A 23,959-nucleotide genomic window follows, 5' to 3' on the forward strand; every position below is an offset into this window, starting at 1 on the left:
CACCTGCACAGAGTGACATCAGCGTGACATCCGAGTGCCACCCGATCGCCACCGAGTGACACAGCGACCACGAGCGACACCACGAGGCTTGAACGCAGTGAACTTCACGCGCTGGAGCGCCCGGTTCCCCGGAACGCAGCGTCGCGCCGCCGCCCGGTCCGAACACGCCGCCGCCCAGGCCAAACGGGGCGAGGGCTCGGTCCCGGCCGCCCGCGGCGCCGCCGGCCATTCCGCGACAGGCCAGGACGGCTGCCCCGCCGACCCCACGGTCCGCGGCACCGGTTCCGTCCCCGGCACCGGCTGCGCGCCGGCCGCCGCCGACGGTACGGCGACGCCCGCACCCTCCCTCGACGAGCTCTCCGTACGCGACGTCCTCGACCGCCTCCCGGCCCTCGTCGCCCTCGTGCACGGCCCCGAGCACCGCGTCGCCTACGTCAACGACGCCTACACCGCCGGCTTCGGCGCCCGCGCCCCCGGCTCCCCGGCGCACCTGGCCCTCCCCGAGCTGGGCGAGCTCGGACTGCTCCCGCTCCTCGACCAGGTCCAGCGCAGCGGCAAGCCCCGTACGGCCAAGAACCGCACCGCACCCGGCGGCACCAGCTCGTACACGGTCACCTGCACCCCGATCGAGTTCCCCAAGACCAAGGCCGACGCCGACGGGTCCCACGCGCGCACCCACACCCACACCGGCTCCGACGGCGAAGCGGAAGCCCACACCGGCACCGGCGTCCTGATCCACCTCGCCGACGTCACCGACCACGCCGAGGCCGTCGAACGGCTGCGCGCCAGCGAGCGCCGCCAGCGCGAGGCCGCCGTCACCCTCCAGCGCTCCCTGCTCCCCCAGGAGCTCGAACAGCCCGACGACCTGCGCGTCGCCGCCACCTACCAGCCCGGCGGCACCGAAGCCGCCGTCGGCGGCGACTGGTACGACGTCATCACCCTCGGCGCCGGCCGCACGGCGCTCGTCATCGGCGACGTCATGGGCCGCGGCGTCCGCGCCGCCGCCGTCATGGGCCAGCTCCGCACCGCGGTCCGCGCGTACGCCCGCCTCGACCTGCCGCCGCACGAGGTCCTGCAGCTCCTCGACGGACTGGCCGCCGAGATCGACGCCAGCCAGATCGCCACCTGCGTCTACGCCGTCCACGACCCCAACGAGGGCCTGCTCGCGTACGCCTCCGCCGGACACCTCCCGATCCTCGTCCGCGACGAGGACGGCACCGTCCGCCGCGCCGCCGACCCCACCGGCCCGCCGCTCGGCACCGGTGGCTGGCTGCACACCTCGGGCACGATCGCGCTGGGCCCCGGCTCCACCGCCGTCCTCTATACAGACGGCCTGGTCGAGCGCCGCGGCGAGGACATCGACGAAGGCGTCGCCGCTCTGGAACGCGCCTTCTCCGGCGCCCAGGGCAGCCCGGCCGTCATCTGCGACCGCCTGATGCGCGCCCTCGGGGTCGACGCCGACCACGACGACGACGTCGCCGTGATGGTCCTCCAGCAGCCCGCCCGCACCGGCGCCGACGCCGAGCTCTTCCACAACGCCGCCCTCGAACTCCTCGGCGGCATCGAGGCCGCCCCGCGCGCCCGCGCCTTCGCCCAGGGCGTCCTCGCCTCCTGGCGCTTCCCGGTGGAGCTCTGCGACCTCGGAGTCCTGGCCGCGAGCGAACTCGTCGCGAACTCCCTCCAGCACGGCACCCCGCCCATGCGCCTGCGCCTGCGCCGCACCGACCGCCGGCTGATCATCGAAGTCACCGACGGGGACGACCACCTCCCGCGCCGCCGCCGCGCCGAACCGGCCGACGAGACCGGCCGCGGCATCTCCATCGTCGCCACCATCGCCTCGGCCTGGGGCTCCCGCCGCACCCCGGGCGGCGGCAAGGCCGTCTGGTGCGAGTTCGCCCTCCCCGACAAGACCCCGTAGCCGCACACGCAGAAGGCCCCGGTCCACGGACCGGGGCCTTCTGCGTTCCACCTCTACCTCTACGCGGGCACGCGCTCGGCGTCCTGCACCCGCTTCACCACGACGGTGCTTCCGGCCAGCGACGGGTTGTCCTGCACCGGCGTCAGCTGCTTGCCGAGCCGCAGCGCCAGCCCGGCGATGCCGAGCGAGACCAGGACGAAGATCCCGATGTAGAGCATCGGCACACCCGCGGCCAGCGGCACGCCGAGCGGCCCGAGCGCCAGCGCCAGCTGCTTGACCAGTGCGAAGGCCGAGTTGTACTGGCCCACGGACCCCTCCGGCGCCAGATCGGCCACCAGCGGCGCCAGCGTCGGCGACAGCATGGCCTCGCCGATCCCGAAGAGGGCGTACGTGGTCACGAACGCGGCGGCGGCCATGACCGCGCTGCCGTGCCCCAGCCCGGAGAACGCGGCGATGATCCACGCCACGGTCCACAGCAGACCGACGAGCGCGATCACGCGGGACCGGCGGTGGTTCTCCACCAGCCGCAACACGACGAACTGGGCGAGCACGATCGCACCGGTGTTGGCGGCGAGCGCGAAACCGAGGGTGGACGGGGAGATCCCGGCGGCCTCGGTACCGAAGGCGGCGAGACCCGACTCGAACTGTCCGTAACAGGCGAAGAACAGAACGAACCCGAGCACGCAGAACTGCACCATCGCCTTGTGCTCCATCAGCCGCTTCCAGCCGCTGCCCGCCTGGGCGGCGTTCTTGGCCAGGGCGGTGCTGATGGCCGGCACCTGAGGCATCCGCACGGTGGCGATGACCCCGGCCAGCACCAGGAACATCACGGCCTCGATGCTGAAGAGCAGGGTGAAGCTGCCGGGACGGCTCTCGTCGACGATGAGCCCGCCGATCAGACCGCCGATGCCCAGACCCAGGTTCTGCATGAAGAACTGGAGGGCGAAGGCACGGGTCCGGGTGGACGGGGTGGAGCACCGCACGATCATCGTGGCCAGCGCCGGCTGCATGACGGCTTGGCCGGCACCCAGCGCGAGCGCGGAGAGCAGGATCGCGACCACGCTCGTGGAGAGCCCGAGCGACAGCGCGCCGAACGAGGCGACGACGGCCGCGCCGATGACGACGGGGACCGGACCGCGCCGGTCGATCACCCGCCCGGTGAAGGGCAGCGCGAGAAGCGCACCGAGGGCGAACGCCATGAACGTTCCCGTCGCCCACATGGGATCCAGTTCTCGCACCTTCGCCGCGTAGACGTAGAGGAACGGAACCGTGAATCCGATACCGAACGCGGTCAACGCGTTCCCGGCCTGGATCCTCCGCATCGCAGCGCCCATCACCTTGGTCACTTCTCACCACCTTGATTGCTGAAGCTTGAAGACTTCATACCTAAAGTTCGATGCTTAAGACTACACATCGAAGGAGTTAGACGCCAACGGGCTTCATGCGATACTTCGGACCATGGGTGACACCCCCGACGGCACTGCGCCCGTCCACGAGCCGAGCCTCGACGAACAGATCGCCGTCTATCAGCGCGAGTTCCAGGACCTCGACCCCCAGGTCGAGAAGGTCGTCTCGGCCCTCAGCCGCCTGAACCGCCGCATGAACGTCGCGTACGGCCGCCAGACGGCGGCCCTGGGCATCAGCAACGCGGAGTGGGAGGTCCTCAAGGCCCTCGTCCTCTCCGGAGACCCGTACCGGATGGGCCCGAGCGAGCTCGCGAAGCAGCTGGGCCTCACGCCGGCGGCGATGACCCACCGGATCGACCGCATGACGGCGGAAGGACTGGTCACGCGCGAGCGGGACGAGAACAACCGCGTCCGCGTGATCGTGGAACTCACCGCGGAAGGCCGCAGCAAGTGGCTGGACGCGATGCGCGCGGCGACGGTCTTCGAGGAGGACCTCCTCCAGGACCTCTCCACGGCGGAGCGGGGCGTACTGGGCGACATGCTCACCCGCCTCCTGGACCGCGTAGAGGACCTCCAGTCCCCGCACTGACCGCCCAACGGCCCGGCACCGACCTCCGGGTTGACACGGGCCCCGCGGATCCGTAAGGTTCTTCGAGTTGTCCCTGAGCCGAAAGGTTTCGGAGACGACGAATCCCGCCGCCTCGTTGCGGCACCCAACTCAGCAAGATCTCCCACTGGGAACGCATTCGGCATGCCCGAATTCATTCCTGAAGGCCGATTATGAATCGCCTGGGAAATCCACTAGAGTTCGGGAGTCGGAAGGGCCCAACAGCCCCGAAGACAAACCCCGCTGACTGGGAGTCAGGCCCGAAAGAGTCTGATAGAGTCGGAGACACAAGAACGAAGGAAGCGCCCGGAGGAAAGCCCGAGAGGGTGAGTACAAAGGAAGCGTCCGTTCCTTGAGAACTCAACAGCGTGCCAAAAATCAACGCCAAAAAGTTGATACCCCGTCCATTTCGGTGGATGAGGTTCCTTTGAAAAAGACCTGTGAGGTCGCGGCTTCGGCCCTGACACTTGCAGGCAATTACACAGCGAGGACGCAGTGGACGGTCGGTCTTATTCCGACATGACTGTCCCGCTCTAAGTGCGTGTGCACCGGATTACCGGTAAACATTCATGGAGAGTTTGATCCTGGCTCAGGACGAACGCTGGCGGCGTGCTTAACACATGCAAGTCGAACGATGAAGCCCTTCGGGGTGGATTAGTGGCGAACGGGTGAGTAACACGTGGGCAATCTGCCCTTCACTCTGGGACAAGCCCTGGAAACGGGGTCTAATACCGGATAACACTCCTGCCTGCATGGGCGGGGGTTAAAAGCTCCGGCGGTGAAGGATGAGCCCGCGGCCTATCAGCTTGTTGGTGGGGTAATGGCCCACCAAGGCGACGACGGGTAGCCGGCCTGAGAGGGCGACCGGCCACACTGGGACTGAGACACGGCCCAGACTCCTACGGGAGGCAGCAGTGGGGAATATTGCACAATGGGCGAAAGCCTGATGCAGCGACGCCGCGTGAGGGATGACGGCCTTCGGGTTGTAAACCTCTTTCAGCAGGGAAGAAGCGAAAGTGACGGTACCTGCAGAAGAAGCGCCGGCTAACTACGTGCCAGCAGCCGCGGTAATACGTAGGGCGCAAGCGTTGTCCGGAATTATTGGGCGTAAAGAGCTCGTAGGCGGCTTGTCACGTCGGATGTGAAAGCCCGAGGCTTAACCTCGGGTCTGCATTCGATACGGGCTAGCTAGAGTGTGGTAGGGGAGATCGGAATTCCTGGTGTAGCGGTGAAATGCGCAGATATCAGGAGGAACACCGGTGGCGAAGGCGGATCTCTGGGCCATTACTGACGCTGAGGAGCGAAAGCGTGGGGAGCGAACAGGATTAGATACCCTGGTAGTCCACGCCGTAAACGTTGGGAACTAGGTGTTGGCGACATTCCACGTCGTCGGTGCCGCAGCTAACGCATTAAGTTCCCCGCCTGGGGAGTACGGCCGCAAGGCTAAAACTCAAAGGAATTGACGGGGGCCCGCACAAGCAGCGGAGCATGTGGCTTAATTCGACGCAACGCGAAGAACCTTACCAAGGCTTGACATATACCGGAAAGCATTAGAGATAGTGCCCCCCTTGTGGTCGGTATACAGGTGGTGCATGGCTGTCGTCAGCTCGTGTCGTGAGATGTTGGGTTAAGTCCCGCAACGAGCGCAACCCTTGTCCTGTGTTGCCAGCATGCCCTTCGGGGTGATGGGGACTCACAGGAGACCGCCGGGGTCAACTCGGAGGAAGGTGGGGACGACGTCAAGTCATCATGCCCCTTATGTCTTGGGCTGCACACGTGCTACAATGGCCGGTACAATGAGCTGCGATACCGTGAGGTGGAGCGAATCTCAAAAAGCCGGTCTCAGTTCGGATTGGGGTCTGCAACTCGACCCCATGAAGTCGGAGTTGCTAGTAATCGCAGATCAGCATTGCTGCGGTGAATACGTTCCCGGGCCTTGTACACACCGCCCGTCACGTCACGAAAGTCGGTAACACCCGAAGCCGGTGGCCCAACCCGTAAGGGAGGGAGCTGTCGAAGGTGGGACTGGCGATTGGGACGAAGTCGTAACAAGGTAGCCGTACCGGAAGGTGCGGCTGGATCACCTCCTTTCTAAGGAGCACAGTACCGATTGCAGACAAACGTTCTGCACGGTCAGCTCAGGGTGGAACGTTGATTAGTTGGCACCAGATGATCTGATGATTCTCAAGTACTGCTTCGGCGTGGAAAGAGGATTCGGAAGAGGTCTGGTGCTTGGCACGTTGTTGGGTATCTGAGGGTACGGCCGAAAGGTCTTATCTTCGCGATGCCGGCCCCAGTGAACTTCGCCTTATGGGTGAGGGTGATGGGTGACTGGTCGTTGCTTGAGAACTACACAGTGGACGCGAGCATCTGTAGGCCAAGTTTTTAAGGGCGCACGGTGGATGCCTTGGCACCAGGAACCGATGAAGGACGTGAGAGGCCGCGATAGGCCCCGGGGAGCTGCCAACTGAGCTTTGATCCGGGGGTGTCCGAATGGGGAAACCCGGCAGTCGTCATGGGCTGTCACCCACTGCTGAACACATAGGCAGTGTGGAGGGAACGCGGGGAAGTGAAACATCTCAGTACCCGCAGGAAGAGAAAACAACCGTGATTCCGGGAGTAGTGGCGAGCGAAACCGGATGAGGCCAAACCGTATGCGTGTGATACCCGGCAGGGGTTGCGCATGCGGGGTTGTGGGAATTCTTTTGATCGGTCTGCCGGCCGGTCGGCGAGTCAGAAACCGTTGATGTAGTCGAAGGACATGCGAAAGGTCCGGCGTAGAGGGTAAGACCCCCGTAGACGAAACATCAGCGGCTTGCTTAAGAATCTCCCAAGTAGCACGGGGCCCGAGAAATCCCGTGTGAATCTGGCGGGACCACCCGCTAAGCCTAAATATTCCCTGGTGACCGATAGCGGATAGTACCGTGAGGGAATGGTGAAAAGTACCGCGGGAGCGGAGTGAAATAGTACCTGAAACCGTGTGCCTACAAGCCGTGGGAGCGTCGCTGTATGTGCTTGCACATACAGTCGTGACTGCGTGCCTTTTGAAGAATGAGCCTGCGAGTTAGCGGTGTGTAGCGAGGTTAACCCGTGTGGGGAAGCCGTAGCGAAAGCGAGTCCGAATAGGGCGATTGAGTTGCACGCTCTAGACCCGAAGCGGAGTGATCTAGCCATGGGCAGGTTGAAGCGGAGGTAAGACTTCGTGGAGGACCGAACCCACCAGGGTTGAAAACCTGGGGGATGACCTGTGGTTAGGGGTGAAAGGCCAATCAAACTCCGTGATAGCTGGTTCTCCCCGAAATGCATTTAGGTGCAGCGTCACGTGTTTCTTGCCGGAGGTAGAGCACTGGATAGGCGATGGGCCCTACCGGGTTACTGACCTTAGCCAAACTCCGAATGCCGGTAAGTGAGAGCGTGGCAGTGAGACTGTGGGGGATAAGCTCCATGGTCGAGAGGGAAACAGCCCAGAGCATCGACTAAGGCCCCTAAGCGTACGCTAAGTGGGAAAGGATGTGGAGTCGCAGAGACAACCAGGAGGTTGGCTTAGAAGCAGCCACCCTTGAAAGAGTGCGTAATAGCTCACTGGTCAAGTGATTCCGCGCCGACAATGTAGCGGGGCTCAAGCGTACCGCCGAAGTCGTGTCATTGCAGCAATAGGGCCAACGCCCGCTGTGATGGGTAGGGGAGCGTCGTGTGCCGGGTGAAGCAGCAGCGGAAGCTAGTTGTGGACGGTTCACGAGTGAGAATGCAGGCATGAGTAGCGATACACACGTGAGAAACGTGTGCGCCGATTGACTAAGGGTTCCTGGGTCAAGCTGATCTGCCCAGGGTAAGTCGGGACCTAAGGCGAGGCCGACAGGCGTAGTCGATGGACAACCGGTTGATATTCCGGTACCCGCTTTGAAACGCCCAATATCGAATCAGGCGATGCTAAGCCCGTGAAGCCGTTCCGGACCCTTCGGGGAAAGGAAAGTGGTGGAGCCGGTGACCCAGACTTGTAGTAGGTAAGCGATGGGGTGACGCAGGAAGGTAGTCCAGCCCGGGCGGTGGTAGTCCCGGGGTAAGGGTGTAGGCCGAGGGGTAGGCAAATCCGTCCCTCATATAAGGCTGAGACCTGATGCCGAGCCGATTGTGGTGAAGTGGATGATCCTATGCTGTCGAGAAAAGCCTCTAGCGAGTTTCATGGCGGCCCGTACCCTAAACCGACTCAGGTGGTCAGGTAGAGAATACCGAGGCGTTCGGGTGAACTATGGTTAAGGAACTCGGCAAAATGCCCCCGTAACTTCGGGAGAAGGGGGCCATCACTGGTGATCGGATTTACTCCGTGAGCTGGGGGTGGCCGCAGAGACCAGCGAGAAGCGACTGTTTACTAAAAACACAGGTCCGTGCGAAGCCGTAAGGCGATGTATACGGACTGACGCCTGCCCGGTGCTGGAACGTTAAGGGGACCGGTTAGTCACATTTCGGTGTGGCGAAGCTGAGAACTTAAGCGCCAGTAAACGGCGGTGGTAACTATAACCATCCTAAGGTAGCGAAATTCCTTGTCGGGTAAGTTCCGACCTGCACGAATGGCGTAACGACTTCTCGACTGTCTCAACCATAGGCCCGGTGAAATTGCACTACGAGTAAAGATGCTCGTTTCGCGCAGCAGGACGGAAAGACCCCGGGACCTTTACTATAGTTTGATATTGGTGTTCGGTTCGGCTTGTGTAGGATAGGTGGGAGACTTTGAAGCGGCCACGCCAGTGGTTGTGGAGTCGTCGTTGAAATACCACTCTGGTCGTGCTGGATGTCTAACCTCGGTCCGTGATCCGGATCAGGGACAGTGTCTGATGGGTAGTTTAACTGGGGCGGTTGCCTCCCAAAAAGTAACGGAGGCGCCCAAAGGTTCCCTCAGCCTGGTTGGCAATCAGGTGTTGAGTGTAAGTGCACAAGGGAGCTTGACTGTGAGACCGACGGGTCGAGCAGGGACGAAAGTCGGGACTAGTGATCCGGCGGTGGCTTGTGGAAGCGCCGTCGCTCAACGGATAAAAGGTACCCCGGGGATAACAGGCTGATCTTCCCCAAGAGTCCATATCGACGGGATGGTTTGGCACCTCGATGTCGGCTCGTCGCATCCTGGGGCTGGAGTCGGTCCCAAGGGTTGGGCTGTTCGCCCATTAAAGCGGTACGCGAGCTGGGTTTAGAACGTCGTGAGACAGTTCGGTCCCTATCCGCTGTGCGCGTAGGAATATTGAGAAGGGCTGTCCCTAGTACGAGAGGACCGGGACGGACGAACCTCTGGTGTGCCAGTTGTCCTGCCAAGGGCATGGCTGGTTGGCTACGTTCGGGAGGGATAACCGCTGAAAGCATCTAAGCGGGAAGCCTGCTTCAAGATGAGTATTCCCACCTCCTTGAGAGGGTAAGGCTCCCAGTAGACGACTGGGTTGATAGGCCAGATGTGGAAGCCCGGTAACGGGTGGAGCTGACTGGTACTAATAGGCCGAGGGCTTGTCCTCAGTTGCTCGCGTCCACTGTGTTAGTTCTGAAGTAACGAACTGTGTCATATCCGGTTTGGTTAACTTCATAGTGTTTCGGTGGTCATAGCGTTAGGGAAACGCCCGGTTTACATTCCGAACCCGGAAGCTAAGCCTTTCAGCGCCGATGGTACTGCAGGGGGGACCCTGTGGGAGAGTAGGACGCCGCCGAACAATCATTGTAGAAAGCCCCGTACCGGGTAACCGGTACGGGGCTTTTCTGCGTTTACGGACCGGTGCACCGGCTCCTGCAGAGGCGCGGCGATGCCCCGATCCATCCCTAATCCCGGGGCTGCCAGACGTAGCGGATATCGGGCTCGTGCTCCTCATTGCGCAGCCCGTCGGTACGCTCGACCGCGATGAATCCGTGCCGCTCGTAGAACCGTTGCGCCGGGCCGTTGACCTGGAACGTCCACAGTCCGAGCCCCGCCGGCCGCCGCTGCTTGGCCAGAGCCATGAGCCGGTCGCCCAGGCCCTGCCCACGGCACGACGGCTCCAGGTAGAGCTGTTCCAGTTCCTCGCCGTCGAGTACGAGGAGTCCCGCCACGGTGCCGCCGGCGACCGCTATCCAGGTCTCGTACCGCGGCACGACCACGGAAGAGAACCAGTCCCGCACCTCTTGGTCGCTGTGCGCAAGACGCACGGTCGGCAGCGCGGTCCTGAAGGAACGCAGCCACGTGTCGGCCAAGGCGGCGGCATCGGAGTGGACCGCACGCCGCAATACAAGATCAGCACTGTTCACAGCGCGGGACTATGGCAGATGAACGGCCCCTGCCGCACCCGGATTTGAGGTCGGGCCCCGCCGTCGCTCCCCCCTCTTGTTGTTCATGATCCGGGGGGTGGTGTCACCGGGCCCGGAGGCATCGACGGACCGCTGATGAGGGGCTTGAGCATGGCTTCACCCGAGCCGGAAGGGCTCTCCGTAACGTGGGTGTGGCAGCTCGGTGCCGAGGCAAGCACGGACGAAAGCGTGAGCGGAGGGGCTCGCACGTGATCGACACGAGTGACATCGACGTCTTCCTCGGCCCGGACGTCGGCAAGGGCGAACACCATGCCACCGCCGTCACACCGGCCGGGAAAAAGGCTTTCGACAAGCGACTGCCCACCACCGAACCCAAGCTCCGCGAGCTCTTCGCGAAACTCCAGGCCGAGCACGGAACCGTGCTCGTCGTGGTCGACCAGCCGGCCTCGATCGGCGCCCTGCCGCTAGCCGTGGCCCGGGACATGGGATGCCCGGTGGCCTACCTGCCGGGGATGACGATGCGGCGGATCGCCGACCTCTACCCGGGCGAGGCCAAGACGGACGCGAAGGACCGTTCATCATCGCCGACGCGGCCCGAGCGATCCGCACACCCTGCGGGCGATTGACGGCGAGGACGAGACGATCGCCGAGCTGGAGATGATCGTCGGCTTCGACGACGACCTGGCCGGCGAAGCGACACGCGTCGCGAACCGGCTGCGCGGCCTGCTGACCCAGATCCATCCGTCGCTGGAGCGGGTGCTGGGACCGCGGTTGCAGCACCCGGCCGTCCTCGCCCTGCTGGAGCGGTTCGGCTCTCCGGACCAGATCCGCAAGGCCGACCGGCGCCGCCTGGTCACGCTGTTACGGCCGAAGGCCCCGCGGATGGCCGAGCGGCTGATCGAGGACATCTTCGCCGCCCTGGACGAGCAGACCGTGACCGTCCCGGGGACCGAGGCGGCCGCACTGATCGTCCCAAGCCTGGCCGGATCCCTGACCGCCGTCCTTGACCAGCGCAAAAGCTGGCCGGGCGGATCGAAGAACTCTTGGACGCCCACCCTCTTTCGAAGGTCCTGACGTCGATGCCGGGCATCGGAGTCAGGACCGGAGCCCGCATCCTGATCGAGGTCGGCGACGGCAGCACCTTCCCGACCGCCGGCCACCTCGCCGCCTACGCCGGACTCGCGCCCGCCACCCGGAGTTCGGGCTCATCGATCCGCGGCGAACAGCCCTCCAGACGGGGAAACAAGCAGCTCAAGAGGGCCTTCTTCCTCTCCGCGTTCGCGGCCCTGGCCGACCCCGCATCGCGGACCTACTACGACAAGAAGATCGCCCAGGGCAAGCACCACACCCAGGCCCTGCTCTGCCTCGCCAGACGCCGGGCCGATGTCCTCTTCGCCATGCTCCGCGACGGAACCTTCTATGAGCCCCGGCCAGCCTCAGCCGGCTGATCCTCAGCGGCCTCGCCGCACACGGGGCAGTCCCGCTCGTCGACCGAGTCCATCACGACCGGATGACCACAAAAGTCGCACGGCCGTGTGCTCTCGCCCGCCGACTCTCGAACAGGCACGTCATCACTCATGACAGCCACACTGCCACCCGACCACCTTGACCAAAGACATAGGGGCACACCCCCCGCTTCCCCTATCTATCGGTGCTCTTGTGGGGGCGTGCTGTCCTTGCTGGGCAGGAGGGATGATGCCTCCGTGGCGACCAACCTTGAGCTCTTCGCGGACTACTTCCAGATCCACGTCCTGGACGAGGGATCCGAAGGCGATTTCAGCGGCGTGTGGACCAAACAGACCGTCGCGGACGGGCTCGGCGTCCTAGAAGATGCCCTGGCCATCGGCACCGCCGTCAACGACACGGTGGCAGTCACTGTCCATGCTCTCGCAGATGAGCCGCACGACGACAGCGACGACTTTGACCACGTCGTCGAGGCGAGCTTCCACGCGCCTTCGGGACGGCTCATCGTGATGGGCTGCACCGATTACCTCGACGACGCGGCACGATTCGAAGTCCCCGCGGGCTGGACCCGAGCCCGCGCGTCCCGGCGGAACCTCGCCGCTGCCGTCCGCTGGCTCGAGTCGGACGAGGAGCCCGAGGCGGCCGAGGAGGTCCGGCTGCAGACCTGGCCCGCTCCGTTCTCGGCACCGCACGTCGTGAAGCGATGGACCCGAGCGGAGTAGCCTCCGACTCAGCCTCCCAGACGGACGTCTCTACCGTGCCTGTCGCGAAGCCGCTCGCTCCTACTCGTACAGAACGCCGCTCAACAGATGCGGCCCCTGGCGGACGCCGAAGCCGCTATGAGATGCCACGAAGCCGTCAGTCACGGTCTCGTTTCAGCCGCGCTTGCGGAACAGCCACCCACGGCGGCGGACCGCAGGCTGCACTAGCGCGATGGAGATCGCGGAACTCGTACTGAAGTTCGTGGACACGCTGGCATGGCCCCTCGTCGCCCTGGGCCTCGCGTGGGCCTGGCGCACGAACATCGGGCGGGCGATCGGCCGAATGACCAGAGTCGAAACACCAGCCGGGGCACTTGAGTTCGCCGCCGAGGTGGCCGACATCCGGCGCGAGGCCCAGTACGTAATACCCGCGGCGGCAACCCTGCCCGAGCAGGCCGCCGAAGCAGAACCACGCGACGAAGACCAAGAAGCTGACGACTCGCCTGACACGCCCAGCCCGGATACCCACGTGTGGCGACTAGGAGCAGTACCTGCCCCTCGTCCAGCGCCAGGCGGGTACGGCCACCCAGCGGCGGGGGCTCCCGCAATGGCGGCTGGACCCAGCCTTCAACGAGTCGCGTTCCCACTCGGCGAGGTGCCTGCGATGAGCGGGGCATACCGCGAGATCAGCCGGCATCCAGGTCAGGCCATGAACACCGCATGGGAGCAGCTGATCAACCTGGGCGCGTCGACACTCCACGTCCTGCCGATCATGCCGCCGCGACTGATGGCCCAGGAGCTGGGGCTTTCACTCCACCTGACGCCGGAAGCCGTGCAGCTGATGCTGGACTTGGAGCGTCTGCACAACCGCAGCCGGCAGCAGTCGACTCAGGTGAATGCCGAGGCCGCCCAGGGCTTCGTGGAGATGTGCGAGCTCGTGTACTGGCTTCTTGCCGGTAGTCCCATCCCCTCCGGCACATAGCGGTGACCCCAGGCGGATCGGCCCGTACGGATCAGCCTTGCCCAACGCCTGGAGGACGTTCCCTTCTTCGTGACCGGCTCGGGATACGTGCCGTGGTTCTCCGTGAAGACCGTCTGGGAGGCCCCGTACGACCGGAGCGCCACCGACCGGGGCCATGGGGCCTGGCTCGCCGGCGATGCCGTCGTTCGCAGCCGGTAGGACGCGGTGACCGGTTTCGACATCAGGTCGGGCGCGAAGCGCCTGCCGGGCGAGGGCTGTGCCACAGTCGCCGCGCTCGACCCCACCAACGGCCGGGATCTGTGGCAGACCTCCCGCGCAGCGGCCGTCGCCCTACCTCGCCTTCGGCGCTGACGGCCGCCTCCAGGCGCGGATCGACGAGGGTGGTGGTCACGGCGACATCAAGCAGGCGACCGTTGCCGAGGGGCGGCGGCTGGCGATCGCCGCGTACGTCGGCAATCAGCGGGCCGTCGAACGTGAACCGGCCCGCGGAGGTGTCGCGGTTCAGGCCCGGCTTCCGGTCAGCAGGGGGTGGATCTCCCTGGCAAGGGCGTCTACGTCGACGGGGCGGCTGGTGTCGACGGTTCGGAGGTGGCCGCCCAGGCCGAGGGGGCCCGGGCGGGATGCCCAGGCCGTGACGCGTTCGTGGAGCTGTTCGCTGGTGAGGTCCTGGTCGAGGTGTCCGGGGTGGCGCTTGCGGGTGCTGAATCGTTCGGCGACGAGTTGGGTGTCGCAGTCGCAGAAGACCTCGACCAGGCGGGCGCCGAGTTGGTGGAGGCGGCCGGGGGCGGTGTCGTGGTGCCACCAGTTCACGAGTACGGCCCGCCCGGCATCGGCGGCCAGGGCGAACAGGATCTCGTCGCCGGCCCGGCTCAGCCGGTGGCGCCAGGCTTGGTCACCGATGCCGAGGGAGTCGTAGAGCGACTCGAGGATCACGTCCTTGTCGATGACCGGCAGGCTGAGTTCCGCGGCGAGCCGGCGGGCCAGCGTGCTCTTGCCGCTGGCCGGCAAGCCGGTGACGATCACGAAGGCGTTGTCGGTCACGGCGGTCAGTCTGCCGCAGCCGGAACGGAGGGACCGTTGCGGCCGCCGCCGCAGTCGAGACCGGCCGGACAGCAGCGCCCCTACACCGAGGAGGGCCACCCTGTCGCGGCGATTTTGACGGTGCAGGGGGCGTGATGTAGAGTCAAACGGTTGCCTGGAACTGGACAAGTTCGGCAGCCAGCCCCCAAAGAAGCAATTCGGAGTGGGCACCCTCGACTCCTCATCCAGGAATCCGAAGCCGGGAAATCCGGTGGAAAACTTCTGATAGAGTCGGTCTCGCCGGAAAGGGAAACGCGAAAGCGAAGAACTGGAAAGCGAATCCCGCTGACTGGGAATCGGACACGAAAGAGTCTGATAGAGTCGGAGACACAAGAACGAAGGAAGCGCCCGGAGGAAAGCCCGAGAGGGTGAGTACAAAGGAAGCGTCCGTTCCTTGAGAACTCAACAGCGTGCCAAAAATCAACGCCAAAAAGTTGATACCCCGTCCATTTCGGTGGATGAGGTTCCTTTGAAAAAGACCTGTGAGGTCGCGGCTTCGGCCCTGACACTTGCAGGCAATTACACAGCGAGGACGCAGTGGACGGTCGGTCTTATTCCGACATGACTGTCCCGCTCTAAGTGCGTGTGCACCGGATTACCGGTAAACATTCATGGAGAGTTTGATCCTGGCTCAGGACGAACGCTGGCGGCGTGCTTAACACATGCAAGTCGAACGATGAAGCCCTTCGGGGTGGATTAGTGGCGAACGGGTGAGTAACACGTGGGCAATCTGCCCTTCACTCTGGGACAAGCCCTGGAAACGGGGTCTAATACCGGATAACACTCCTGCCTGCATGGGCGGGGGTTAAAAGCTCCGGCGGTGAAGGATGAGCCCGCGGCCTATCAGCTTGTTGGTGGGGTAATGGCCCACCAAGGCGACGACGGGTAGCCGGCCTGAGAGGGCGACCGGCCACACTGGGACTGAGACACGGCCCAGACTCCTACGGGAGGCAGCAGTGGGGAATATTGCACAATGGGCGAAAGCCTGATGCAGCGACGCCGCGTGAGGGATGACGGCCTTCGGGTTGTAAACCTCTTTCAGCAGGGAAGAAGCGAAAGTGACGGTACCTGCAGAAGAAGCGCCGGCTAACTACGTGCCAGCAGCCGCGGTAATACGTAGGGCGCAAGCGTTGTCCGGAATTATTGGGCGTAAAGAGCTCGTAGGCGGCTTGTCACGTCGGATGTGAAAGCCCGAGGCTTAACCTCGGGTCTGCATTCGATACGGGCTAGCTAGAGTGTGGTAGGGGAGATCGGAATTCCTGGTGTAGCGGTGAAATGCGCAGATATCAGGAGGAACACCGGTGGCGAAGGCGGATCTCTGGGCCATTACTGACGCTGAGGAGCGAAAGCGTGGGGAGCGAACAGGATTAGATACCCTGGTAGTCCACGCCGTAAACGTTGGGAACTAGGTGTTGGCGACATTCCACGTCGTCGGTGCCGCAGCTAACGCATTAAGTTCCCCGCCTGGGGAGTACGGCCGCAAGGCTAAAACTCAAAGGAATTGACGGGGGCCCGCACAAGCAGCGGAGCATGTGGCTTAATTCGACGCAACGCGAAGAACCTTACCAAGGCTTGACATATACCGGAAAGCATTAGAGATAGTGCCCCCCTTGTGGTCGGTATACAGGTGGTGCATGGCTGTCGTCAGCTCGTGTCGTGAGATGTTGGGTTAAGTCCCGCAACGAGCGCAACCCTTGTCCTGTGTTGCCAGCATGCCCTTCGGGGTGATGGGGACTCACAGGAGACCGCCGGGGTCAACTCGGAGGAAGGTGGGGACGACGTCAAGTCATCATGCCCCTTATGTCTTGGGCTGCACACGTGCTACAATGGCCGGTACAATGAGCTGCGATACCGTGAGGTGGAGCGAATCTCAAAAAGCCGGTCTCAGTTCGGATTGGGGTCTGCAACTCGACCCCATGAAGTCGGAGTTGCTAGTAATCGCAGATCAGCATTGCTGCGGTGAATACGTTCCCGGGCCTTGTACACACCGCCCGTCACGTCACGAAAGTCGGTAACACCCGAAGCCGGTGGCCCAACCCGTAAGGGAGGGAGCTGTCGAAGGTGGGACTGGCGATTGGGACGAAGTCGTAACAAGGTAGCCGTACCGGAAGGTGCGGCTGGATCACCTCCTTTCTAAGGAGCACAGTACCGATTGCAGACAAACGTTCTGCACGGTCAGCTCAGGGTGGAACGTTGATTAGTTGGCACGGTTTCCAAAACCTTCTGTGAGTACTGCTTCGGCGTGGAAAACGGTTTGAGTGGCGGGGATCGTGCTTGGCACGTTGTTGGGTATCTGAGGGTACGGCCGAAAGGTCTTATCTTCGCGATGCCGGCCCCAGTGAACTTCGCCTTATGGGTGAGGGTGATGGGTGACTGGTCGTTGCTTGAGAACTACACAGTGGACGCGAGCATCTGTAGGCCAAGTTTTTAAGGGCGCACGGTGGATGCCTTGGCACCAGGAACCGATGAAGGACGTGAGAGGCCGCGATAGGCCCCGGGGAGCTGCCAACTGAGCTTTGATCCGGGGGTGTCCGAATGGGGAAACCCGGCAGTCGTCATGGGCTGTCACCCACTGCTGAACACATAGGCAGTGTGGAGGGAACGCGGGGAAGTGAAACATCTCAGTACCCGCAGGAAGAGAAAACAACCGTGATTCCGGGAGTAGTGGCGAGCGAAACCGGATGAGGCCAAACCGTATGCGTGTGATACCCGGCAGGGGTTGCGCATGCGGGGTTGTGGGAATTCTTTTGATCGGTCTGCCGGCCGGTCGGCGAGTCAGAAACCGTTGATGTAGTCGAAGGACATGCGAAAGGTCCGGCGTAGAGGGTAAGACCCCCGTAGACGAAACATCAGCGGCTTGCTTAAGAATCTCCCAAGTAGCACGGGGCCCGAGAAATCCCGTGTGAATCTGGCGGGACCACCCGCTAAGCCTAAATATTCCCTGGTGACCGATAGCGGATAGTACCGTGAGGGAATGGTGAAAAGTACCGCGGGAGCGGAGTGAAATAGTACCTGAAACCGTGTGCCTACAAGCCGTGGGAGCGTCGCTGTATGTGCTTGCACATACAGTCGTGACTGCGTGCCTTTTGAAGAATGAGCCTGCGAGTTAGCGGTGTGTAGCGAGGTTAACCCGTGTGGGGAAGCCGTAGCGAAAGCGAGTCCGAATAGGGCGATTGAGTTGCACGCTCTAGACCCGAAGCGGAGTGATCTAGCCATGGGCAGGTTGAAGCGGAGGTAAGACTTCGTGGAGGACCGAACCCACCAGGGTTGAAAACCTGGGGGATGACCTGTGGTTAGGGGTGAAAGGCCAATCAAACTCCGTGATAGCTGGTTCTCCCCGAAATGCATTTAGGTGCAGCGTCACGTGTTTCTTGCCGGAGGTAGAGCACTGGATAGGCGATGGGCCCTACCGGGTTACTGACCTTAGCCAAACTCCGAATGCCGGTAAGTGAGAGCGTGGCAGTGAGACTGTGGGGGATAAGCTCCATGGTCGAGAGGGAAACAGCCCAGAGCATCGACTAAGGCCCCTAAGCGTACGCTAAGTGGGAAAGGATGTGGAGTCGCAGAGACAACCAGGAGGTTGGCTTAGAAGCAGCCACCCTTGAAAGAGTGCGTAATAGCTCACTGGTCAAGTGATTCCGCGCCGACAATGTAGCGGGGCTCAAGCGTACCGCCGAAGTCGTGTCATTGCAGCAATAGGGCCAACGCCCGCTGTGATGGGTAGGGGAGCGTCGTGTGCCGGGTGAAGCAGCAGCGGAAGCTAGTTGTGGACGGTTCACGAGTGAGAATGCAGGCATGAGTAGCGATACACACGTGAGAAACGTGTGCGCCGATTGACTAAGGGTTCCTGGGTCAAGCTGATCTGCCCAGGGTAAGTCGGGACCTAAGGCGAGGCCGACAGGCGTAGTCGATGGACAACCGGTTGATATTCCGGTACCCGCTTTGAAACGCCCAATATCGAATCAGGCGATGCTAAGCCCGTGAAGCCGTTCCGGACCCTTCGGGGAAAGGAAAGTGGTGGAGCCGGTGACCCAGACTTGTAGTAGGTAAGCGATGGGGTGACGCAGGAAGGTAGTCCAGCCCGGGCGGTGGTAGTCCCGGGGTAAGGGTGTAGGCCGAGGGGTAGGCAAATCCGTCCCTCATATAAGGCTGAGACCTGATGCCGAGCCGATTGTGGTGAAGTGGATGATCCTATGCTGTCGAGAAAAGCCTCTAGCGAGTTTCATGGCGGCCCGTACCCTAAACCGACTCAGGTGGTCAGGTAGAGAATACCGAGGCGTTCGGGTGAACTATGGTTAAGGAACTCGGCAAAATGCCCCCGTAACTTCGGGAGAAGGGGGCCATCACTGGTGATCGGATTTACTCCGTGAGCTGGGGGTGGCCGCAGAGACCAGCGAGAAGCGACTGTTTACTAAAAACACAGGTCCGTGCGAAGCCGTAAGGCGATGTATACGGACTGACGCCTGCCCGGTGCTGGAACGTTAAGGGGACCGGTTAGTCACATTTCGGTGTGGCGAAGCTGAGAACTTAAGCGCCAGTAAACGGCGGTGGTAACTATAACCATCCTAAGGTAGCGAAATTCCTTGTCGGGTAAGTTCCGACCTGCACGAATGGCGTAACGACTTCTCGACTGTCTCAACCATAGGCCCGGTGAAATTGCACTACGAGTAAAGATGCTCGTTTCGCGCAGCAGGACGGAAAGACCCCGGGACCTTTACTATAGTTTGATATTGGTGTTCGGTTCGGCTTGTGTAGGATAGGTGGGAGACTTTGAAGCGGCCACGCCAGTGGTTGTGGAGTCGTCGTTGAAATACCACTCTGGTCGTGCTGGATGTCTAACCTCGGTCCGTGATCCGGATCAGGGACAGTGTCTGATGGGTAGTTTAACTGGGGCGGTTGCCTCCCAAAAAGTAACGGAGGCGCCCAAAGGTTCCCTCAGCCTGGTTGGCAATCAGGTGTTGAGTGTAAGTGCACAAGGGAGCTTGACTGTGAGACCGACGGGTCGAGCAGGGACGAAAGTCGGGACTAGTGATCCGGCGGTGGCTTGTGGAAGCGCCGTCGCTCAACGGATAAAAGGTACCCCGGGGATAACAGGCTGATCTTCCCCAAGAGTCCATATCGACGGGATGGTTTGGCACCTCGATGTCGGCTCGTCGCATCCTGGGGCTGGAGTCGGTCCCAAGGGTTGGGCTGTTCGCCCATTAAAGCGGTACGCGAGCTGGGTTTAGAACGTCGTGAGACAGTTCGGTCCCTATCCGCTGTGCGCGTAGGAATATTGAGAAGGGCTGTCCCTAGTACGAGAGGACCGGGACGGACGAACCTCTGGTGTGCCAGTTGTCCTGCCAAGGGCATGGCTGGTTGGCTACGTTCGGGAGGGATAACCGCTGAAAGCATCTAAGCGGGAAGCCTGCTTCAAGATGAGTATTCCCACCTCCTTGAGAGGGTAAGGCTCCCAGTAGACGACTGGGTTGATAGGCCAGATGTGGAAGCCCGGTAACGGGTGGAGCTGACTGGTACTAATAGGCCGAGGGCTTGTCCTCAGTTGCTCGCGTCCACTGTGTTAGTTCTGAAGTAACGAACTGTGTCATATCCGGTTTGGTTAACTTCATAGTGTTTCGGTGGTCATAGCGTTAGGGAAACGCCCGGTTTACATTCCGAACCCGGAAGCTAAGCCTTTCAGCGCCGATGGTACTGCAGGGGGGACCCTGTGGGAGAGTAGGACGCCGCCGAACAATCATTGTAGAAAGCCCCGTACCGGGTAACCGGTACGGGGCTTTTCTGCGTTTACGGGGACTTTGGGTTTTCGAGTTTGGGGTGGGGAAACTCGGGTGAAGGTGGGGCGGCCGGCTCATTAGGATCCCGAGGTATGAACGAGTACGTGATACGTCCTGTACGGGCCGAAGAGTGGGACAAGGTGAAGGAGCTGCGGATCGCGGCTCTGCGGGATCCGGCCGCGCCGGTGGCCTTTCTGGAAACCCTCGAGCAGGGTGAGGGAAGGAGCGACGAGTTCTGGCAGGAGAGGGCTGCCGGGGCCGCTGCGGGGCGGGGCATACGGCAGTTCGTGGCCGAGGGGCCTGATGGGGTGTGGGCCGGGTCGGTGAGCGTCCTCGTCGAGGAGGCCGGCACGACCGACATCTTCGACGGAGAGATCGAGCAGGCCCAGGCGCACCTCGTGGGCGTGTTCGTCCGGACCGGGCACCGGGGAACCGGGCTGACCGAGGAGCTGTTCGCCGCCGCGCTGGAGTGGGCCTGGGGGTTGGAGGAGCCGGTGCTGGCGCGCGTACGGCTCTTCGTGCACGAGGAGAACGCGCGGGCCGGGGCGTTCTACCGGCGGTTCGGGTTCGTGCACAGCGGGAAGGTCGTGCCGATGCCGACCGACCCGTCCGCGAAGGAGCTTGAGTACGTGTTCCCGCGGCCTGCCTAGCGGGCGGCTACGGGGAGGTCCGCCTCCGGCCAGCGGGAGCGGGCCTGTTCGCGGCTGCGGCACAGGGCGAGGAGCGGGAGCGTCGTGTCCTGGAGCAGCTGCGGCAGTTGGGGGATCGGGGCCACGGCGGCGACGTCCTCGAAGACCAGGGTCAGTGGTGGGTCGAGCCGACCGTCGGATGACCGTGCGGCCATGCGGCGGCCGTGCTCGACCACGCTCGAGGCGAGTGCGGTCAGCAGCGGCATCGCACCCGGGTGGGCACGAGGGTCTTCCAGGGGTTCGCCCACCACGTAGAGGGTGCCCCCTTCGGAGACGAACGATGCCAGGGCGAGCGAATCGCTTCGGTTCGGGGTGCAGGATTCCCGGATGTGGATCGAGGAGAGGGCCGTCAGGGCCCGGGCCGTGAGGTGTTGGGCCTGTTCGCGGCGGTCGGGGTGGGCGGTGAGGGCGCTCTCCAGCTCACCGGCCGCGCCGGGGGCGGCTGTTGCCGCCTGGGGGTGGGTGCGCAGGATGCGGACCGGCTCTTGGGCGTTGGTGCCCTGGGCCCAGCGGTGCAGCTGCTTGAAGGGGCGGTTGTCCAGGGCGGCGGCCTGGAGCCAGCTGCGCAGGAGCGTTTCCGCGGTGTCCGCGAGTGCGGAGTCCATGCGGGCCTGGGGGCGGACCGGGGCGAGCAGCGCGATGGCGCGGGCGGCGGCGGTGTCGCGGTCCGCGCAGCCTTCTGTGGGGTTCCAGTGGATGCGGGCCGGGGTGTCGCAGAGGTGGGAGGGGTCGTAGAGGAGGACGGGGCCCAGCTTGGAGCGGGCGTCCTTGGTGTCCGACCAGAGGGTGGGGGAGGACGTGATCACGAGGATGGCGCCTTGGGCTGCCGCGATGGCTGCTTCGGCGGCCGTGGTTCGGACCTCCGGTGGGGCGTAGGTCATGCGGTGGCTTTGGGGTGGGGTTGCGGGTGGGGCCGGGGTCGGGGCGTAGCCGAAGCCGTAGCGGTACGCCTCGTCCGTGGGGGAGGGGGCGGCGCTGGTGCCTGGGGCTCTGGCCCCGGGCCCCCGCGCCTCAAACGCCGGCGGGGCTGGGATTGGCTGCGATGCCTGTGCCTGTGCCGACGGGGCGGGGATGGGGTGGGGCTTGGTGGGGATGGGGACCGTGGCGGGGTGCGGCGCCGTTGCCGGGGGCCAGCCCCCGGGCCCCCGCGCCTCAATCGCCGGCGGGGCTGGGATTGGCTGTGGACCCGTGGTCGGGTGCGGCGCCGTTGCCGGGGGCCAGCCCCCGGGCCCCCGCTCCTCAAACGCCGGAGGGGCTGGATTGGGCTTCGGTCGGCCTGGAGGGTGCGGCGCCGTTGTCCTCCGGGCCTTGGTGCGGGCGACGATGCCCAGGGTGAAGATGGCCAGGACCAGGAGGATCAGGAGCTGGCTGATGAACAGGCCCCAGAAGAGGCCCCAGTTGGAGAGGGCCTCGGGGGGTGTGTCCGGCCAGGCTGCCGGGATGTTCTGGGGTTGAGCTATCAGCGAGCGGACCGCGGTCGGGGTGCGGGTGAAGGTGACCTTGTCCGGCCAGGCGCCCTTCGCGAAGAGGGCTGCCAGGCCGGTGGACGTCCAGGTGAGGACGGCCAGGCCGAGGAGGAAGGCCAGGAGGCCTACCAGGAGGCCGTCCGGGATGCCGCCCTGGGGGCGCTGGTCCGTGCTGTTGGGCATGTCAGGCCACCGTGGTCGCCGAGCCGCCGGCGTTGCGGTGGCGTTCCATCAGGAGTGCGCGCTCCTCTGTCTCCAGTTCGGCGGCGAGGAGGTCGTCGGGCAGGCGGTGCTGGACCGAGGATTCGGTCATGGCGCGGTCGGTGAAGACCAGGGGGCGTTCGGCTTCCGTGATCAGGTGTTTGACGACCTGGACGTTGCCGTTCACGTCCCAGACCGCGATGCCGGGGGTGAGGGTGGGGATGATTTCCACCGCCCAGCGGGGGAGGCCCAGGACGCGGCCCGTGGCGCGGGCCTCGTCCGCCTTCTGGGCGTAGATCGTGCGGGTCGAGGCCATTTTGAGGATGGCCGCGGCTTCGCGGGCCGCCGCGCCGTCCACTACGTCCGAGAGGTGGTGGACGACTGCCACGAAGGACAGGCCCAGGCGTCGGCCGAACTTCAGGAGGCGCTGGAAGAGCTGCGCCACGAAGGGGCTGTTGATGATGTGCCAGGCCTCTTCGACCAGGAAGATGCGCTTCTTGCGGTCCGGCCGGATCCAGGTGTGTTCGAGCCATACGCCGACGATCGCCATCAGGATCGGCATGGCGATGGAATTGCGGTCGATGTGGGAGAGGTCGAAGACGATGAGGGGGGCATCGAGGTCGATGCCTACCGTGGTCGGGCCGTCGAACATGCCTCGGAGGTCGCCGTCGACCAGGCGGTCGATGACGAGCGCGACGTCCAGGCCCCAGGCGCGGACATCGTCTATGGCCACGTTCATCGAGAGCGCCGATTCGGGCTCGGGGTGGCGCAGTTGCTCGACGATGTCCATCAGGACCGGCTGGCGGTCCGTGATGGTTTCCACCACGTAGGCGTGGGCGACCTTCAGGGCGAAGCCGGAGCGCTCGTCCAGGCCGTGGCCCATGGCGACTTCGATGATCGTGCGGAGCAGCGCGAGCTGGCCCGTCGCGGTGATCGCCGGGTCGAGGGGGTTGAGGCGGATCCCGTCGTTGTTCGCGGCGATGGGGTCCAGGCGGATGGGGGTTATTCCCAGCTGCTGGGCGATGAGGTTCCACTCGCCGACGCCGTCCTCGCCCTGGGCGTCCAGAACGACGACCTGGCGGTCCCGGAAGCGGAGTTGGCGTAGGACGTAGGTCTTCTCGAGGGCGGACTTGCCGTTGCCCGACTCGCCTAGGACCAGCCAGTGGGGGGCCGGCAGCTGCTGGCCGTAGAGCTGGAAGGGGTCGTAGATGTACCCCTTGCCGCTGTAGACCTCACGGCCGATGATGACGCCCGAGTCGCCGAGTCCGGGGGCGGCGGTGGGGAGGTAGACCGCTTGGGCCTGGCCCGTGGACGTGCGGACGGGGAGTCTGGTGGTTTCGACCTTGCCGAAGAGGAAGCTGGTGAAGGCGTCCGTCAGGGCGGACATGGGATCTCGCATGGGCGGCCATTCCC

The 23,959-nt window shown here is 63.8% G+C and carries 11 protein-coding genes, 6 rRNA genes and 1 pseudogene; 13 read left to right on the forward strand and 5 right to left on the reverse strand.

What is annotated here, in order from left to right; genetic code table 11:
• The first annotated feature begins 97 nt into the window (after nt 1-97).
• Nucleotides 98-1,918 (forward strand): ATP-binding SpoIIE family protein phosphatase, encoded by a 1,821-nt coding sequence (locus tag OG276_RS19505; protein WP_266912934.1) that lies wholly within the window; start codon nt 98-100, stop codon nt 1,916-1,918.
• A 59-nt stretch (nt 1,919-1,977) separates the two neighbouring features.
• Here the strand turns inward: OG276_RS19505 and OG276_RS19510 are convergent, their stop codons facing one another.
• On the reverse strand, nt 1,978-3,264 hold the full coding sequence (locus OG276_RS19510; RefSeq protein ID WP_266907209.1) for an MFS transporter: 1,287 nt from the start codon (nt 3,262-3,264) through the stop codon (nt 1,978-1,980).
• A 112-nt stretch (nt 3,265-3,376) separates the two neighbouring features.
• Between OG276_RS19510 and OG276_RS19515 the strand changes: the two genes are divergently transcribed.
• The 4 genes from OG276_RS19515 to rrf (OG276_RS19530) all read left to right on the forward strand — a co-directional run bounded on the left by OG276_RS19515 (nt 3,377) and on the right by rrf (OG276_RS19530) (nt 9,621).
• Nucleotides 3,377-3,913 (forward strand): MarR family winged helix-turn-helix transcriptional regulator, encoded by a 537-nt coding sequence (locus tag OG276_RS19515; RefSeq protein WP_266907211.1) that lies wholly within the window; start codon nt 3,377-3,379, stop codon nt 3,911-3,913.
• Nucleotides 3,914-4,497: 584 nt separating this feature from the next.
• A 16S ribosomal RNA gene (locus OG276_RS19520) occupies nt 4,498-6,022 on the forward strand.
• A 284-nt stretch (nt 6,023-6,306) separates the two neighbouring features.
• Nucleotides 6,307-9,429 (forward strand): 23S ribosomal RNA (locus tag OG276_RS19525).
• A gap of 74 nt (nt 9,430-9,503) precedes the next feature.
• A 5S ribosomal RNA gene (gene rrf / locus OG276_RS19530) occupies nt 9,504-9,621 on the forward strand.
• Together the 16S, 23S and 5S rRNA genes form the textbook arrangement of a ribosomal RNA operon.
• 106 nt (nt 9,622-9,727) lie before the next feature.
• Here the strand turns inward: rrf (OG276_RS19530) and OG276_RS19535 are convergent.
• Nucleotides 9,728-10,189, reverse strand: coding sequence for a GNAT family N-acetyltransferase (locus tag OG276_RS19535; protein ID WP_266907213.1), 462 nt, complete (start codon nt 10,187-10,189; stop codon nt 9,728-9,730).
• A gap of 248 nt (nt 10,190-10,437) precedes the next feature.
• Between OG276_RS19535 and OG276_RS19540 the strand changes: the two are divergent.
• The 4 genes and pseudogenes from OG276_RS19540 to OG276_RS19555 all read left to right on the forward strand — a co-directional run bounded on the left by OG276_RS19540 (nt 10,438) and on the right by OG276_RS19555 (nt 13,534).
• A pseudogene (locus OG276_RS19540) lies at nt 10,438-11,637 on the forward strand (IS110 family transposase).
• Nucleotides 11,638-11,892: 255 nt separating this feature from the next.
• Nucleotides 11,893-12,375 (forward strand): hypothetical protein, encoded by a 483-nt coding sequence (locus OG276_RS19545; RefSeq protein ID WP_266907215.1) that lies wholly within the window; start codon nt 11,893-11,895, stop codon nt 12,373-12,375.
• Between the two features lie 211 nt (nt 12,376-12,586).
• Nucleotides 12,587-13,336 carry a hypothetical protein gene (locus tag OG276_RS19550; protein WP_266907217.1) on the forward strand — a complete coding sequence of 250 codons (750 nt, stop codon included), beginning with the start codon at nt 12,587-12,589 and terminating at the stop codon, nt 13,334-13,336.
• A gap of 69 nt (nt 13,337-13,405) precedes the next feature.
• Nucleotides 13,406-13,534: a hypothetical protein gene (locus tag OG276_RS19555; RefSeq protein WP_266907219.1), complete on the forward strand. Its 129-nt coding sequence runs from the start codon at nt 13,406-13,408 to the stop codon at nt 13,532-13,534.
• A gap of 303 nt (nt 13,535-13,837) precedes the next feature.
• Here OG276_RS19555 and OG276_RS19560 read toward each other — a convergent pair whose 3' ends face one another.
• Nucleotides 13,838-14,377 (reverse strand): AAA family ATPase, encoded by a 540-nt coding sequence (locus OG276_RS19560; protein ID WP_266907221.1) that lies wholly within the window; start codon nt 14,375-14,377, stop codon nt 13,838-13,840.
• A 647-nt stretch (nt 14,378-15,024) separates the two neighbouring features.
• On the opposite strand from OG276_RS19560, the gene OG276_RS19565 reads away from it, so the two are divergent.
• The 4 genes from OG276_RS19565 (at nt 15,025) to OG276_RS19580 (ending at nt 20,840) form a co-directional block, all read left to right on the forward strand.
• Nucleotides 15,025-16,549 (forward strand): 16S ribosomal RNA (locus OG276_RS19565).
• Nucleotides 16,550-16,833: 284 nt separating this feature from the next.
• Nucleotides 16,834-19,956: ribosomal RNA gene (locus tag OG276_RS19570) — 23S ribosomal RNA — on the forward strand.
• Nucleotides 19,957-20,030: 74 nt separating this feature from the next.
• A 5S ribosomal RNA gene (gene rrf, locus OG276_RS19575) occupies nt 20,031-20,148 on the forward strand.
• 134 nt (nt 20,149-20,282) lie between these two features.
• Nucleotides 20,283-20,840, forward strand: a complete 558-nt coding sequence (locus OG276_RS19580; protein WP_266907223.1) for a GNAT family N-acetyltransferase — start codon at nt 20,283-20,285, stop codon at nt 20,838-20,840.
• Here the strand turns inward: OG276_RS19580 and OG276_RS19585 are convergent.
• Nucleotides 20,837-22,528: a type VI secretion protein gene (locus OG276_RS19585; RefSeq protein ID WP_266907225.1), complete on the reverse strand. Its 1,692-nt coding sequence runs from the start codon at nt 22,526-22,528 to the stop codon at nt 20,837-20,839. The genes OG276_RS19580 and OG276_RS19585 overlap by 4 nt on opposite strands.
• 1 nt (nt 22,529) lies before the next feature.
• Complete coding sequence (locus OG276_RS19590; RefSeq protein ID WP_266907227.1) at nt 22,530-23,945, reverse strand: ATP-binding protein; 1,416 nt, start codon at nt 23,943-23,945, stop codon at nt 22,530-22,532.
• Nucleotides 23,946-23,959 lie beyond the last annotated feature (14 nt).

It is taken from the genome of Streptomyces sp. NBC_00086 (assembly GCF_026343255.1).
GTDB lineage: Bacteria > Actinomycetota > Actinomycetes > Streptomycetales > Streptomycetaceae > Streptomyces.

What these genes read in the sequence shown, in the direction of transcription:
- OG276_RS19585 (WP_266907225.1), bottom strand. Translation starts at nt 22,528, where the DNA reads ATGCCCAACAGCACGGACCAGCGCCCCCAGGGCGGCATCCCGGACGGC.
- OG276_RS19550 (WP_266907217.1), top strand. Translation starts at nt 12,587, where the DNA reads ATGGAGATCGCGGAACTCGTACTGAAGTTCGTGGACACGCTGGCATGG.
- OG276_RS19515 (WP_266907211.1), top strand. Translation starts at nt 3,377, where the DNA reads ATGGGTGACACCCCCGACGGCACTGCGCCCGTCCACGAGCCGAGCCTC.
- OG276_RS19580 (WP_266907223.1), top strand. Translation starts at nt 20,283, where the DNA reads ATGAACGAGTACGTGATACGTCCTGTACGGGCCGAAGAGTGGGACAAG.
- OG276_RS19590 (WP_266907227.1), bottom strand. Translation starts at nt 23,945, where the DNA reads ATGCGAGATCCCATGTCCGCCCTGACGGACGCCTTCACCAGCTTCCTC.